Here is a 14717-nt window from a genome sequence, read left to right as displayed (position 1 = left end):
ATGGGCGGTGTTGGCGTCATTGACCGGTTCCTGCAGGTCTTCACCTCCTACATCGACAGCGGCTTCGGCCTGCTCGGCGGCGACGTCGCCTTCCTGGCAACGACCCTGATCGTCATCGACGTGACGCTCGCTGCGCTCTTCTGGGCCTGGGGCGCCGACGACGACATCCTCGCCCGGCTCATCAAGAAAACGCTCTTCGTCGGCGTCTTCGCCTACATCATCGGCAACTGGAACGCGCTCGCCCGCATCGTTTTCGAAAGCTTCGCCGGGCTTGGCCTCATCGCTTCGGGCGGCAGCCTTAGCCCCGGCGAGCTGCTTCAGCCCGGCCGCATCGCAGAGATCGGCCTTGATGCGGGCCGTCCGATTCTCGCGTCGATTTCCGATCTGATGGGCTTTGTCTCCTTCTTCGAGAATTTCCTCCAGATCATCATCCTGCTTTTCGCCTGGCTGGTCGTTCTCCTGTCCTTCTTCATTCTGGCGATCCAGCTCTTCGTCACGCTGATCGAGTTCAAGCTCGCCACGCTGGCCGGCTTCATCCTCGTACCCTTCGGCCTGTTCAACAAAACCGCCTTCATGGCTGAACGCGTGTTGGGGCTGGTGATCTCGTCCGGGGTCAAGGTCCTGGTGCTCGCCGTGATCGTCGGCATCGGCTCGACCATCTTTGGCGAGTTCACCGCGGGGTTCACGGGTGAGCCGACCATTGAAGACGCCATGGCAATCGTTCTCGCCGCGCTTTCCATGCTCGCGCTCGGCATCTTCGGTCCGGGCATCGCCAACGGCATCGTTTCGGGCGGCCCGCAACTCGGCGCAGGCGCTGCGGTTGGCGCAGGTCTCGCCGCCGGCGGGCTTGCTGTCGGCGGGGTCGCTGGCGCCCGGATGGCCGTCGGAACAGTCGGCGCCGGAGCGCGCGGCGCGGCGGCAGTCGCTGGTGGCGCCTCGACCGCCTACAGCATGGGAAACGCTGCCGCTGGCGGCGGCGCCTCCGGTGTCGCCGCCGGTCTCTCTAGCGTTGGAAAAGCGGGCGTCAGCGCCGCAACGAACCCGCTTCGCCGTTCCATGAGCGAAAGCTACCGCTCAGGTTCGCGCGCAGCCTTCGAAGCGACCGGCGGCAAGTTCAGTAACAGCCCCGACGTCTCGCCCTCAGCCAGTGGCGTACCGCCAGCCTGGGCGCGGCGCATGAAACAACAGCAAACCCTTCACCACGGCGCCGCCGTCGCAGCTCATGCCGTTCGCTCTGGCGACCATGGTGGCGGCGGGACCGCCGTCAGCCTTTCGGAGAAATCATGATGTTCCGTCGTCCAAGCGTTCGCTATTCCAAGACCCCAGAGCCCGTCACGCCCTATCAGAAAGCCGCACAGGTCTGGGACGAACGCATCGGGTCCGCCCGCGTGCAAGCCAGGAACTGGCGACTGATGGCGTTCGGCTCTTTGCTGCTCTCAGGCGGGCTCAGCGCCGCGCTTGTCTGGCAGTCCACACAAGGGACGATCACGCCCTATGTTGTCGAGGTGGACAGGCTTGGCGCGGCGCAAGCCGTGACGCCTGCCACCGCCGACTTCCGACCGACCGATCCGCAGATCGCTTACCACCTCTCGCGCTTCATCGAGAATGTGCGCCAAATCCCGGCCGATCCGATCGTGCTGCGCCAGAACTGGCTGCACGCTTACGACTTCACGACCGACAAGGGCGCGCTGGCGCTCAACGACTACGCCCGGGTGAACGATCCCTTCGCCAAGGTCGGCGACACGCAGATCTCGGTCGAAGTCTCCAGCGTTATCCGCGCGTCCGAGAGCAGCTTCCGCATCGCCTGGATCGAGCGCCGTTACGCCAACGGACAGCTCGCCGCGACCGAGCGCTGGACCGCCATTGTCACCCTCGTTCTGCAACAGCCGCGCGATGCCGAGCACCTGCGCAAAAACCCGCTCGGCATCTTCGTCAACGCCATCAACTGGTCTCGGGAGACTGCCCAATGACAAAAACACTTCGCCTGAACAAAGCCTCCATGACAGGGCTTCTCGCCGCCGCGGCGCTCTCGGGATGCGCGACCTTCAAGCCGCCTGAGATCGCTTATGACACCCCTCCGATCGAAGCGACGCTTCTTTCTGAACCGGAGCGTCCGGTACGGATCGTCGAGCGCAACAGTCCCTTGCCGCTGCCAGGTCAACTCAAGCCGATCAATGGGGGTGACCGAGCGCCGGAATCTGCCGATCCCGCCGAACGGGTGAACGAGGCGAACGCCGCCGCCCGGATGGAGCCGGTGCGCGACGGCTTCATCAACGCCGTACAACTCTATCCCTATACCGAGGGTGCGCTCTATCAGGTCTACGCATCGCCGGGGCAGATCACCGACATCGCCCTACAACCTGGAGAGAGCCTGGTGGGCTCCGGTCCTATCGCGGCCGGCGATACGGCGCGCTGGATCATCGGCGACACCCAGAGCGGTTCGGACAGCTCTCGGCGCATCCATATTCTGGTCAAACCGACGCGGCCTGATCTTCAGACCAACCTCGTCATCAATACGGATCGGCGGACCTATCATCTCGAACTGAGAGCGAACCCGTCCGCCTATATGGCTTCCGTCTCCTGGACCTACGCCGAGGATGCCTTGATCGCGCTCAGGCGGCGCAACGCCGAGGCGGAAGCAGCCTTGCCGATCGGACGCGACGTGGCGCTCGACTCCTTGCGCTTCAGCTACCGGATCGAGGGCGACCGCGCGCCCTGGCGGCCGCTTCGCGCTTTCGATGATGGGCGGCAGGTCTTCATCGAGTTCCCACGCGGGATCGGACAGGGGGAAATGCCGCCGCTCTTCGTCATCGGTCCGGAAGGCGAAAGCCAGCTCGTCAACTATCGCATCGCCCGCAACTACATGATCGTCGATCGGCTCTTCGCCGCCGCCGAACTGCGTCTCGGCGACAGGCAGAGACGCGTGCGGATCGTCCGCACCGACGGGGTGAGCCGCAACGCCCCTACCGCGTCACGCCCCGACGCCGTGGGGCCACGCAAATGAGCGAGGATAGAGAATCCCGTGAGGACAAAGAGATTGCCGCCTCTTTGCGGCTGCGCGCCGATCCGCCAAGGGTCATGCGTCTCTCGCGCCGCACGCTAACGGTGCTTGGCGCGGTCGGAGGCCTCGGTCTCGGCACCATACTGATCGTCGCGTTACAAGACCGCAAACCCGTTGATGGACCGCCGGAGCTCTATTCGACCGAGCGCATCCAGGCAGCCGAAGGTCTGTCGCGCCTTCCGACCGACTACACACACATACCCCAACTTGGACCGCCGCTCCCCGGTGAGCTCGGACGGCCGATCCTGTCAGCTCAACAACGCGGTCAGCCCGTGCCGGCGGTCGCTACTGCGCCTGCCGTCGATCCGGAAGAACAGCGCCGGTTGCAAGAGTTGGAGGCAGCCCGGCTCAGTCGTCTTTTCGCCGAAGCCAAGACCGCCATCGGCGAACAACCGCAATCTTCGCCGGTGGTCGCTCCCGTGCTGTCCGGCACCGGATCATTCTTTCCCGCGAGTGCTACGGACACCGCTCCAGACGCGACAGACAGGCGGCAAGCATTTCTCGACGAACCCGTTGATCGCCGAACGACCGCCGCCGATCGGCTCACCGATCCGCCCAGTCCTTACGTGGTCCAGGCAGGCGCAGTCATCCCGGCAGCGTTGGTCACGGGTCTGCGCTCGGACCTTCCCGGTCAGATCACTGCGCAGGTGACGTCCAATGTCTATGACAGCCCGACCGGTCGCTTCCTGCTGATCCCGCAAGGCGCGCGCCTCATCGGTGAATACGATAGCCGCGTCGCTTTCGGCCAAAGCCGCGTGCTGCTGGCCTGGACACGGCTGATTCTGCCCAATGGGCGCTCTATCGTTCTCGAACGCCAGCCCGGCGCCGACGAGGCCGGCTATGCCGGCCTCGAAGACGGCGTCAACAACCACTGGGGACGGCTGTTCATGGCGGCCGGGCTCGCCACTGTCCTGAATATCGGTGTGGAGCTTGGCGCCGATGATGACGACGACATCGCCCGCGCCATTCGCGAAGGAACGCAGGACACGATCGGCCGCGCCGGTGAGGAGGTTGTTCGTCGTCAGCTTTCCATCCCGCCGACCTTGACCATTCGCCCCGGATTCCCAGTGCGCGTGATGGTCACGCGCGACCTCATCCTCGAACCCTATCGGAATTGACCCATGACCAAATTGAAACTCGGCGCCATCCCAGACGATAAACCTGTCAAATTGAGTATTGAACTTCCCGCCGATGTGCATCGCGATCTTGTTGCCTATGCTGACGTGCTGGCCCGTGAGACCGGACAGAAGAACGAAGCCGCAAAGCTTATCGCACCTATGTTGGCGCGGTTCATGGCGACAGATCGTGGTTTCTCGAAATCTCGAAAAAGTGGCCGGTCGCCTTACTCCCCCCGGTCAACGTCGGAACCACAAATCACCTGATGTCCGAAGCTTCATCATCACGGCCATCCAGGCATCGAGCGTTCAATCACCAAAAAAGCTTCGCCTTCCGGTGGCTACCGCCTGTGAGGAACCTGGCGGGAGGGCTGGATCGCCAGCTGTCAATGTCCTGTTGAGTATAGCTGTCTTTGTGGGAAGAAAGCAGGGTGGCAGTCGTCGCGATGCGCACAGTTGCCTCCGCCTTGCGCAATTTCGATATGATTTCTTCAGGCCGAAATCGCTTTACCTCCATGAATGCAGCCAGGTGATTCTTTGTTCGTGGCCGCGTCCAAAAGGATCGGGTCAGTGCGCGCATTCTGATGCATGTCCATGTGGTGTTCCTCCGGCGAAGTTGACGTGTCGGAACATCAGTCTCCTTCGGCATCGCCCAATGGACAACCTATTGAAAATTCAAATCCAGGCGCAAAGAACGAGGTGTGGAATCTGTCCAATACTCTGGATGCGGCTTCGAAGCAGAAAAAGTGGCCGAACTCGCCCCAAAATCAGACCTGATTGTGGATTATTGAGTGTCAACTGGAATGCGCGGAGAAATCGCTCTCGCAAGGGCGCTCTGACGATTGGGAAGGTTTACGATCTCGGCTGCGATAAGACGTTCGCCGCATTTCAGATGCGTTTCCAAAGTTGGTGGATGCTGAGAAGCATCGCTGCGAACCAGATCGTAACCGGACGATATTCCGACCGCCTGAACCTTCATGTCTTTGAGATCGGACCAGAACCGTGGGGGAACTGGGGTAGGACGTTCTTTGTTGCAAATGGCCGCTGCCGCAATCTGGGCCTGCGTGGTTGCATTGTGAATGGTTTCGATACGCAGTTTTCCGGATGCGAATTCGTTTTCACCGCGGGCACAATCTCCGATTGCAAATATTTCGGAGTCAGATGTCCGCATGTCCTGATCGACGCAGATACCATTGTCACATTCCAGGCCCGCGGCTTCGGCAAGCGCAATATTGGGTGTTGCACCAATCCCCGCCAACACGAGATCGGTCTTTATTTGGGATCCATCGCCAAGATGGATCGAGGAAACGCGGCGATCAGCGGCGCCGAACCTCTCAATCTTCTGATTGAAGAGAAACTGAACACCGGCATCTTTCAGCTTCTGAGTAACGAAATTGGTTGTTGCGGGTGAGGCAACGCGGGCCATGGCGCGAGCGGCGGCCTCGACAACAGTGACGGTTCTCCCAAGATTGACCGCGGCAGAGGCCACTTCGAGCCCGATAACACCGGCGCCAATGATTGCAACGTCGCGACAGCCAGGATCGCTCAAGGCTTGGCGAAGCCTTGCCGAATCGCCCAGGTCTCTCAGATAGTGGATCCCTTTCAGGTTCGCGCCCTTCGCATTAAGACGACGCGGCGATGCCCCTGTGGCAAGGATCAAGGTATTGAATTTCATCGTCTTCCCGTCCGCAAAGTGGATTCTACGCTTATTCCTATCAATCTTGACGACCTTGCGCGCCCGCATCAGGTCGATGCGATTGTCTTCGTAGAATGAAAGAGGACGTATCAGAGTTGGCTGCGGTCTATCCGGTCCCTGCAGCCACGCCTTGGACAGAGGCGGGCGCTGATAAGGCAGCGACACCTCATCGCCAATAAGTTTTATCGCACCTTCGTAGCCATTCATGCGCAAGGTTGCGGCAGCATTTGTTCCGGCCGCTCCATTGCCGATAATCACAGTTGTGTTCATGTTTCTTTCCTCCCCGGGTTTACCGATTGTTTAGATGAGGCTAAGCGAGCGCGCAGCCATTACTGCCTCGGTGCGATTGGCGACGTTTAGACCACGCAAAATTTTTCTGAAATGCCACTTCACGGTGTCTTCCGTGACATGCATGCGCACTGCAATTTCCTTGTTGCTCAGCCCAAGTGCGGCATGTTGCAGGACGATTACCTGCTTCTGACTTATGGGGGCCGATCTATATGCAAAGGGGCGTTCAGTAATCTGCACATCATGCGCAGGTACTTTGGTCCTGGCGACCTGAGTTGTCCGTTGATCCAAGAACGCTTTCGCCGCTGGACTGATGACACGCAGAAAATGCCGCCTGTTTATCAAGGACCTGAAAGCGCCCAGTTGTTGTGCCTTCAGATCGGCATCGGCGATTCTTTTCAGCGCCTGCTTTTTTTCGCCCATCAGATAAATTGCAGTCGCAAGCGTATATTGCGCCCTGATTTCTCCGCGTTGGTCTCGGACGGCGGAAAAGTTGGAAAGGGCTTTTCGAGCGTGCATCTCGGCCAGGCCCAGTTTGCCGTCTCGCAGAAATCTTGAGGCTTCTAGCAAGGCGATTTCCGCCTGGATGGCGCGATTCTGGTTTGGCAGAAACAGCAGGTCTTCGTCGGACGGAAGCGGCTCGGTCGAGAGCGGAGTGCTGGTTCGGGTTCCCATAGCAAAGACTTCGGAGCCCAATCGCACCAGAATGCCCAGCCGCTTCAGACCGCGATCCTTTGCCATCAGGCGGCAACGTTCAAGCAACAAGAACGCCTGCAATGTGTCACCCTGGCGAATATAGATCTCGGCCGCGCTTCGGACGGTGTTCCACACCACATCCGTCACCCCGAATTCCAGCGCAAAATCCAGAGCCTCTTGCACAAGACGCTCATCGGGTGTGATCGACTCTTCTTCTGTTTGGACCTGAAGCTCGAAGGCCGCGAGCATTCCTTTGATAAAGGGTGTGCGCTCATGGGCGACGTTTTCGTTTTTCTGTGCGCGACGAATCTCGCTGCGCGCGCCATAGATGTCGCCATTGAGCAGCTTAGCCAGAATCCCAGCAGCAGCAAGCCAGCCAAACGCATAACGGTGACGGACCGCGCCGCTCACGACCGTGGCGGAGGCTATTTGATCTGAAAGGGCAGCAAACTGCCTGCCGGAAGCGGCGATGAATGCTCTGCACGTCTGTGCCGCGGCATGGCCGACAGGATTGGCCGACCCATAGGTATCAACCCAGGCCGCGCATCTTTCATCGCTTTCTTTCAATTCATCGTGGGTGGCAAGACCGATGGCATGCACCAGTTTCCCCCAGCCATTCGAATCTTCCTCCTCCGAAGGTGCGGAAACCCTCTGGTCGTTCAGCCTGGAAAGCACATCCTGTGCTTCCTGTGCGCGTTGACTGAAGTACAGCACCCAAGCATATCCGATAGCCAAGGATGGCATCTGAAGCAGTTTGGCTCTGGGAATGCCCGTGAACCAGATCGTCAAGGCCTCAATCTCTCCTTGTCTCAGGGCTAGATCGAACAGAGCTTGATCAGTTAGCCGTTTGGCCCAGTTGTGATCGTGTGCGCGAAGAGCAACATCCACGACCAAACGGTACTCTTTTTTTCGCCAATGCCAGAATGCGATACGTTTTAGGAAATACGACCGACGCGATCCATTTGCTTCGATGAAACGATTGCGCAGGTACTCTTTCAGGGCCCGGTTCATTTCATAGCATTTTGGTTTTTCAACGCTGGATATCAAAAGCCCGTGGCGCGATGCTAGTTCTGCCAATTTGCAACTGGAATCGTTAATCTTGAACACATAATCGCTGCAGTCTGCCGTGATTTCCTCCAGCCAACTGGCGTTAATCAGGTGATCGAGGAGCGGCCGCGTAATCTGTGCCAGTACGTCGGTTTCGAAGTATGCCTGAACCTCTGAAAGGTCAGCGATCGCGTCGCCTGATGCTTTCGATTTGCCAGCCAGTGCGCATAGAAGCGGCCAACCAGCCGTCTTGTTGTATATCTTCGTCGCCCGGTCGGCTTCCAACGGTAGAATTGAACATGTCTCGTCAAGAGTGAAGCTTAACTCTCTTGGACCGATCGTAACCACATGCGAAACTACCGACAGGGTGACCAACGTGCCCGGTTGGTGCCCGCTTACTACCAGTCGAACGGCTTCTGGCGTTTCCAGGGTGATCGTTTTCAGAAATCTCTGTGTGGCGGCAGAGTCAGAAACGCCGTCCAAGCAAATCATGACGGGTCTTTTCCAATCGAAAAGAAGGCGCAGTGCGATGATCTCTGGGCCGCGATCACCGGACGTGACGGGAAGGTCCGGTGGCGAAAGCATTGCGACAATCGCGGTTGCAATAAGGTCCGCTTCAGAGACGCTCTCTGGCCAGAACGACGACAGGTCCAGATAGATACAATCGTCTCCTCGGTCGGCAGCCGATTGGGCGCACAAGGCGATCTGCACTGATTTGCCGAAGCCGCGAGGTGCCTGATAAAGGAGGCATTTCGCGCCGGGGTGTCCCGCAATATCCAGTCTGTCACGTCTCAGGCAGCCCTGAGTCAATTTCTTTTGACGGACATTCATGCGTTCCAGAAAATCGTAGATGTCGTTCGGGATTGCGCTGGAGGTCTTAATCATCCCTCCCTCCCTGAAAGTGATGTATCGTAGGCGTGCCGACATCTTACCTAGCGCACAAAAACTCTAAACTACACGAACGTGTAGTTGTGGGGTGACCTGATTGAGAGGCAGCTTAATTCCAAGCGGCAAGAAGCAGCAAGTACGAAAAGGAGATGCTCTTCTGGCCAATACAGAAACTTACAACAGCCTTTTCCTTGGGAGGAGTAGACTATGAGCGATCTAAGCCAAGCGTCCACGGCGCAAGCTGGCGCCGATGAAGTATACGTTGATAAGAAACGGTATTTTTGGATTTTGTCCGTATTCTGGCCGGCAACGCCGCTAATCGGACTGTATCTGGTCTCGGTAACCGGCTGGAGCATCTGGTACGGGACTGTGCTGATTTTATGGTATCTGGCGGTTCCGATGCTGGACGCTATGTTTGGCGAGGATTTTTCCAATCCCCCCGAATCGGCCGTACCTGATCTTGAAAGAGACCGATATTATCGCGTGCTTACTTATCTGACGGTGCCCATGCATTATGCGGCTTTGATCGGGTCTTGCTGGTGGGTCGCAACCCATTCTCTGAATGCGCTCGAATTCGTCGCGCTGGCACTGTCGCTGGGGGTCGTCAACGGTTTGGCGCTGAACACCGGCCATGAACTCGGTCACAAGAAGGAAGCTTTTGATCGCTGGATGGCAAAACTGGTGCTGGCAGTGGTGGGCTATGGCCACTTCTTCATCGAACATAACAAAGGGCACCACCGTGACGTGGCCACCCCGAAAGACCCGGCAACCTCGCGTATGGGCGAAAACATCTATTCTTTCGCAACCCGCGAAATCCCCGGGGCTTTCAAACGCGCTTGGGAGCTAGAAGAGGTGCGCCTTGAGCGGAGTGGTAAGAGCGTCTGGAGCCTGGATAACGAAATTCTTCAGCCGCTGATCATTACCGTCGTTCTTTACGCCGGGCTGCTGGCATTCTTCGGGCCCATCATGCTTGTGTTCCTGCCCATTCAGATGGCGTACGGATGGTGGCAGCTGACTTCGGCCAACTATATCGAGCATTATGGCTTGCTGCGCGAAAAACTGCCCAACGGCAAGTATGAGCATCAGAAGCCGCACCATTCGTGGAACTCGAACCATATCATGTCCAACCTGATCCTGTTCCACCTGCAGCGGCACTCGGACCACCACGCGCACCCGACGCGGTCCTATCAATCCCTGCGGGACTTCAAGGATCTGCCTGCGCTTCCTTCGGGCTATCCCGGGATGTTCTTTGCCGCGCTGATCCCCTCCTGGTTCCGGTCGATCATGGATCATCGTGTCCTGGACTGGGCCAAAGGCGATCTGAACAAGATCCAGATCGAACCCGGTATGCGCGACTACTATGACCGCAAATTCGGGTCGGTCGCACCTGCGCAGCCTGCCGCAATGCCCGCCGAATAAAACCCAAGGCTTGGCATCTCAGACAAAGGCGTTGGCCCCGATGGGGCCAACCCTGACCTGACAAACAGCCCCTTGCTCGCACTCGAAGACGGGGCCGCAGACACAACCGACAGAAAATCTGGGACGACGCATGTGCTTGCCTGTCAACTCATGTGTGTAAGGGAGGAATGAACAATGGCCAAATATCAATGCCCGGATTGCGGATACACCTACGATGAAATCCAGGGCCACCCGCATGAAGGTTTCCCGCCGGGAACGCCGTGGTCGCAAGTGCCCGAAGACTTTGCGTGCCCCGATTGCGCGGTCCGCGACAAAGAGGACTTTTTGCTGATCGGAGAAGCCGCAGCGCCTACACCAACCCCGGCACCGGCACCGACATCCGCTCCGGCCCCGGCACCCGCACCCGTGGCGGTTGCCGCTCCTGCCGCCGCACCGCCGCCTGCTCCGGTGGCACAGGCGGCCCCCGCCGCCGGAACCGCCTACCGGAAATGGCTTTGCATCACATGCGGTCATATCTACGACGAAGCCCTTGGCGACGAACACGAAGGTTTTCCGCCGGGAACTTTGTTCAGCCAGATCCCCGATGATTGGTGCTGCCCGGACTGTGGTGCCACGAAAGAGGACTATGTCCTCTACGAAGAAAAATAAGAGCGTGAACATGAATCAGGTTGCCTCATTTCCCGCCAAAACAGCCGGTGCCGATGACATCCGAGCGGCGTTTGACACCCAGATTCGAGCACAACTTGCCCGGCGGGCGGTCTTTGACCGCAAGGCACGTATCGCACAGCTGGACCGCCTGGCAGAGGCCGTCAAACGGAACGAGGACAAAATCATCGCGGCTTGCGCGGCTGATTTTCGCAAACCCGCCGAAGAAGTGAAACTGACCGAGATCTTTCCTGTGCTTCAGGAAATCCGGCACACCAAACACCATCTGAAGTCGTGGATGCGCCCCAAACGGGCGCGCGCCACTTTGGGGGTGTTTGGCACCAAGGCACGGGTTCGCCCCGAGGCCAAGGGTGTATGCCTGATCATCGCGCCCTGGAATTATCCGGTGAATCTTTCGCTCGGGCCGCTGGTTTCGGCAATCGCGGCCGGCAACAGCGCCATTATCAAGCCGTCCGAAATGACACCGAATGCGGCCCAGGTCATCACCGACATCGTGGAAGAGGCGTTCACACCGGATCTGGTCAAGGTCATCGAAGGCGATGCCTTGGTTTCCCAGGAGCTTCTGTCACTGCCCTTCGACCACATATTCTTCACGGGCAGCCCGGCGATCGGCAAGGTCGTGATGGAGGCGGCGGCAAAAAGCCTGACATCGGTCACTCTGGAACTTGGTGGCAAGTCGCCCACTATCGTCGGGCCCAACGCCAATATCAAAAAGGCCGCGCGAAACATCGTCTGGGGCAAGTTCTCAAACAACGGTCAGACCTGTATCGCCCCCGATCATGTGTATGTGCACCGCGATGTATCGGCCGCGTTCAAGACCGCGCTTCAGGCCGAGATCGGTCGGGTCTATGGGAAAACGCCCGAGGCACAAAAAGCAACGCCCGACTATTGCCGGATCGTGAACGATAGGCATTTTGACCGGCTGCGCAACCTGATCGAGGATGCCCGTGCCAAAGGCGCAAGTATCCTTCAGGGCGGTCAGACCGATGCGGGCCAGAACTTCGTTGCCCCGACGCTGATTTCCGAGGTTTCGGATGATATGGAAATCACTCAGGAAGAGCTGTTCGGGCCAATTTTGCCGATCATCGAATATGTTGATCTGGACAAAGTTATCGACAAGATCAACGCAAACCCCAAGCCCCTTGCTCTTTATATCTTCGACAAAAGCAAGGACTTCGCTGACCAGATTATCACGCGCACCTCTTCGGGCGCGGTGGGCGTAAACCTTACTGTTGTGCATTTCCTGCACCCGAACCTGCCATTTGGCGGCGTCAACAACTCCGGCATCGGGGCGGCCCATGGGGAATATGGCTTCAAGGCATTTTCGCATGAAAAAGCTGTGCTGGAGGAAAAGCATTCGATTACGCACATGCTTTTCCCGCCTTACACGGGCTTTGTACGCCGCCTCATAAACATCGTGGTCCGGGTGCTTGGATAACAGCCGCCCGGAACCAATAGGGAGATAAGAAATGTACGACTATATCATCGTCGGCGCCGGATCCGCCGGTTGCGTTCTGGCCAACCGGTTGTCTGCAAACCCGGCAAAACGCGTCGCGCTTATCGAAGCGGGCCCAAAGGATAAGAACCCCCTGATTCACATGCCAGTGGGGATCGCATTGTTGGCCAATAGCAAAAAGCTGAACTGGGCATTCGATACCGAACCACAAGAACATTTGAATGGCCGTAGACTGTTCTGGCCTCGTGGCAAAACACTGGGCGGGTCGTCGTCCATCAACGCCATGGTCTATATCCGCGGGCACAAGGCCGATTACGACTACTGGGCGTCCGAGGCAGGCACGGATGTCTGGGGCTGGGACCGCATGACAGACCTGTTCAAGCGGATCGAAGACAACCATCGGTTCGGAGCATCCGATAGTCATGGTAAGGGCGGCGAGCTTTCCGTGAGCGAGCTGAAAACCGTGAACCCTTTGAGCCGCGATTTCGTACAGGCTGGGCGTGAATTGCAGATTCCTCACAACGGCGATTTTAATAGCGGTTCGCAAGAGGGGCTGGGCATGTACCAGGTCACGCAAAAGGACGGAAGGCGCTGGAGTTCGGCGCAAGCCTTTCTGCGGGGGGCTGAGTCCCGTTCCAATCTTGAAGTCATCACCGACGCCCGTGTGACCCGCGTCGTCATGGAAGAAAAGTCCGCAACGGGTGTCACCTTGCGGCAGGGCGGCGAATATCGCCAACTGCGTCTCAATGCCGGCGGCGAGGTGATCCTGTCTGGCGGGGCCGTGAATTCGCCTCAACTTCTCCTTCTGTCAGGTATCGGGGATGCCCAAGAAATTAAACGGCATGGTCTAGCCGTCGTTCACGACCTTCCCGAGGTGGGCAAGAACATGGCCGACCACCTCGATGTAACGATTATGCATGCTGCTAGCTCACGGCGCCCGATCGGTGTCGCGCCCAGCTTTCTGCCGCGTGGCATTGGTGGTTTGTTTTCCTACATCTTCAGACGTAAAGGGTTTCTCACGTCAAATGTTGCGGAAAGCGGTGGGTTCATTAAGTCGTCCCCTGACCGCGATAGGCCGAATGTTCAGTTTCACTTCCTGCCCACATATCTGAAGGATCATGGCCGCAAGATCGCTTTTGGTTATGGCTATACGCTTCACATCTGCGATCTTTTGCCAAAGAGCCGCGGCTATATTGGCCTCAAAAGCCCGGATCCGATGGACGATCCTCTGATTCAGCCGAATTATCTTGGGGATCCGGAAGATATGAAAACGATGATTGCGGCCTTTAAAGCCGGGCGCAGGATCCTCGAAGCTCCGGCAATGTCTGCGCACAGCAAATACGAAGTGCACCCCGGCAAATCCGTACAGACCGACGATGAGATTGCGGCATTCATTCGGGAAAGCGCAGAAACAATCTATCACCCGGTTGGCACATGCCGAATGGGTGCGGACGAGGCTTCAGTTGTAGATCCGGAACTAAAAGTTCGCGGTGTATCTGGGCTGCGAGTGGTGGACGCATCCATCATGCCAAGCCTTGTCGCCGGCAACACAAACGCCCCGACCATGGTCATCGCTGAGAATGCGGCCGAGATCATTCTGGGGCAGGTGCGTATTTTTGACAGGAGTCGTTCAGTTGCCTGAACTTTATGATGAAAAGCGAAAAACAGTCCGGTGTCAGGGGGCGATGGGGTTTATTGTAAGAAGCTTCGAGCAGTTTCAGAACGGCACGATTCCAACCCAAAATTCAAGTTCTGAAGAGGAAGCCAAATGCGCGGACAGATGATGGCTATGCCACTGACCATTCATTCACTGATCGACCACGGAGCTCGCTACCACGGCGACACCGAGATTGTGTCGGTGGAAACAGATGGCACAAAGACTAAGACGAACTGGAAAGGTATTTCTGACAGATCCCGGCAGCTCGGCTCGGCGCTGACAAAGATGGGGCTCTTCAAAGGGGATCGCGTGGCGACGATCGCGTGGAACAATGCGCGGCATCTAGAATGCTACTTTGGCATTTCCTGCTGTGGAATGGTATGTCACACGATCAATCCGCGCCTTTTCCCGGAACAGCTTGTCTATATCATCAACCACGCGAAAGATCGGGTCATCTTTTTTGACAAGACGTTCCTGCCGATCATTGAGGGGATCAAGGAGAAGCTGACGACTGTCGATACCTTCGTTCTTATGTCCGTGCGTGATGAAAAAGCAGCAAGAAAAATCCCCGGACTTGTGTTCTACGAGGACTTCCTGGCCTCGGGCGACGAAAACGCCGATTGGGTGGATGTCGATGAGAATGATGCATCCAGCCTTTGCTATACTTCCGGGACTACAGGAAACCCCAAGGGCGTTCTGTATTCGCACCGCTCTACGGTGTTACATTC

12 protein-coding genes are annotated in these 14717 nt (G+C 57.9%); 10 read left to right on the top strand and 2 right to left on the bottom strand.

What is annotated here, in order from left to right:
- Genes trbL through OA2633_RS15860 form a run of 5 tightly spaced genes read left to right on the top strand, consistent with a single transcriptional unit; the run spans position 1 to position 4443 of the window.
- Positions 1-1287 (top strand): P-type conjugative transfer protein TrbL, encoded by a 1287-nt coding sequence (gene trbL, locus OA2633_RS08610; protein ID WP_009802145.1) that lies wholly within the window; start codon positions 1-3, stop codon positions 1285-1287.
- Positions 1287-1970, top strand: a complete 684-nt coding sequence (gene trbF, locus OA2633_RS08605) for a conjugal transfer protein TrbF (protein ID WP_009802144.1) — start codon at positions 1287-1289, stop codon at positions 1968-1970. Before trbL ends, trbF begins: the two co-directional genes overlap by 1 nt.
- Complete coding sequence (gene trbG, locus OA2633_RS08600; protein WP_009802143.1) at positions 1967-3004, top strand: P-type conjugative transfer protein TrbG; 1038 nt, start codon at positions 1967-1969, stop codon at positions 3002-3004. The genes trbF and trbG overlap by 4 nt, the downstream gene beginning before the upstream one ends.
- Positions 3001-4179 (top strand): TrbI/VirB10 family protein, encoded by a 1179-nt coding sequence (locus tag OA2633_RS08595; RefSeq protein WP_009802142.1) that lies wholly within the window; start codon positions 3001-3003, stop codon positions 4177-4179. Before trbG ends, OA2633_RS08595 begins: the two co-directional genes overlap by 4 nt.
- Positions 4180-4182: 3 nt before the next feature.
- On the top strand, positions 4183-4443 hold the full coding sequence (locus OA2633_RS15860) for a DUF2274 domain-containing protein (protein WP_009802141.1): 261 nt from the start codon (positions 4183-4185) through the stop codon (positions 4441-4443).
- 517 nt (positions 4444-4960) lie between these two features.
- Here OA2633_RS15860 and OA2633_RS15855 read toward each other — a convergent pair.
- Together OA2633_RS15855 and OA2633_RS08585 are read right to left on the bottom strand one after the other, a co-directional pair.
- Complete coding sequence (locus OA2633_RS15855; RefSeq protein ID WP_009802140.1) at positions 4961-6142, bottom strand: NAD(P)/FAD-dependent oxidoreductase; 1182 nt, start codon at positions 6140-6142, stop codon at positions 4961-4963.
- A 30-nt stretch (positions 6143-6172) separates the two neighbouring features.
- Positions 6173-8788: a LuxR C-terminal-related transcriptional regulator gene (locus OA2633_RS08585; RefSeq protein WP_009802139.1), complete on the bottom strand. Its 2616-nt coding sequence runs from the start codon at positions 8786-8788 to the stop codon at positions 6173-6175.
- A gap of 210 nt (positions 8789-8998) precedes the next feature.
- Here OA2633_RS08585 and OA2633_RS08580 point away from each other — a divergent pair, with 210 nt between their 5' ends.
- The 5 genes from OA2633_RS08580 to OA2633_RS08560 all read left to right on the top strand — a co-directional run.
- Positions 8999-10210 carry an alkane 1-monooxygenase gene (locus tag OA2633_RS08580; RefSeq protein WP_009802138.1) on the top strand — a complete coding sequence of 404 codons (1212 nt, stop codon included), beginning with the start codon at positions 8999-9001 and terminating at the stop codon, positions 10208-10210.
- 174 nt (positions 10211-10384) lie between these two features.
- Positions 10385-10858, top strand: a complete 474-nt coding sequence (locus tag OA2633_RS16715; RefSeq protein ID WP_040612567.1) for a rubredoxin — start codon at positions 10385-10387, stop codon at positions 10856-10858.
- 10 nt (positions 10859-10868) lie between these two features.
- Positions 10869-12314 (top strand): aldehyde dehydrogenase family protein, encoded by a 1446-nt coding sequence (locus tag OA2633_RS08570; RefSeq protein WP_040612565.1) that lies wholly within the window; start codon positions 10869-10871, stop codon positions 12312-12314.
- A 31-nt stretch (positions 12315-12345) separates the two neighbouring features.
- The gene (locus OA2633_RS08565; RefSeq protein ID WP_009802135.1) at positions 12346-13974 is read left to right on the top strand and encodes a GMC family oxidoreductase; all 1629 of its coding nucleotides are present in this window, start codon (positions 12346-12348) and stop codon (positions 13972-13974) included.
- 126 nt (positions 13975-14100) lie between these two features.
- Positions 14101-14717 (top strand): AMP-binding protein (locus OA2633_RS08560; RefSeq protein WP_009802134.1); only part of this gene is annotated, 617 nt, incomplete at its 3' end.

Source organism: Oceanicaulis sp. HTCC2633, assembly GCF_000152745.1.
In the GTDB taxonomy this organism is placed as follows: Bacteria; Pseudomonadota; Alphaproteobacteria; order Caulobacterales; family Maricaulaceae; genus Oceanicaulis.
Note: the sequence above shows the minus strand (reverse complement) of the source record. Positions and strands in the feature narration are given on the sequence as shown.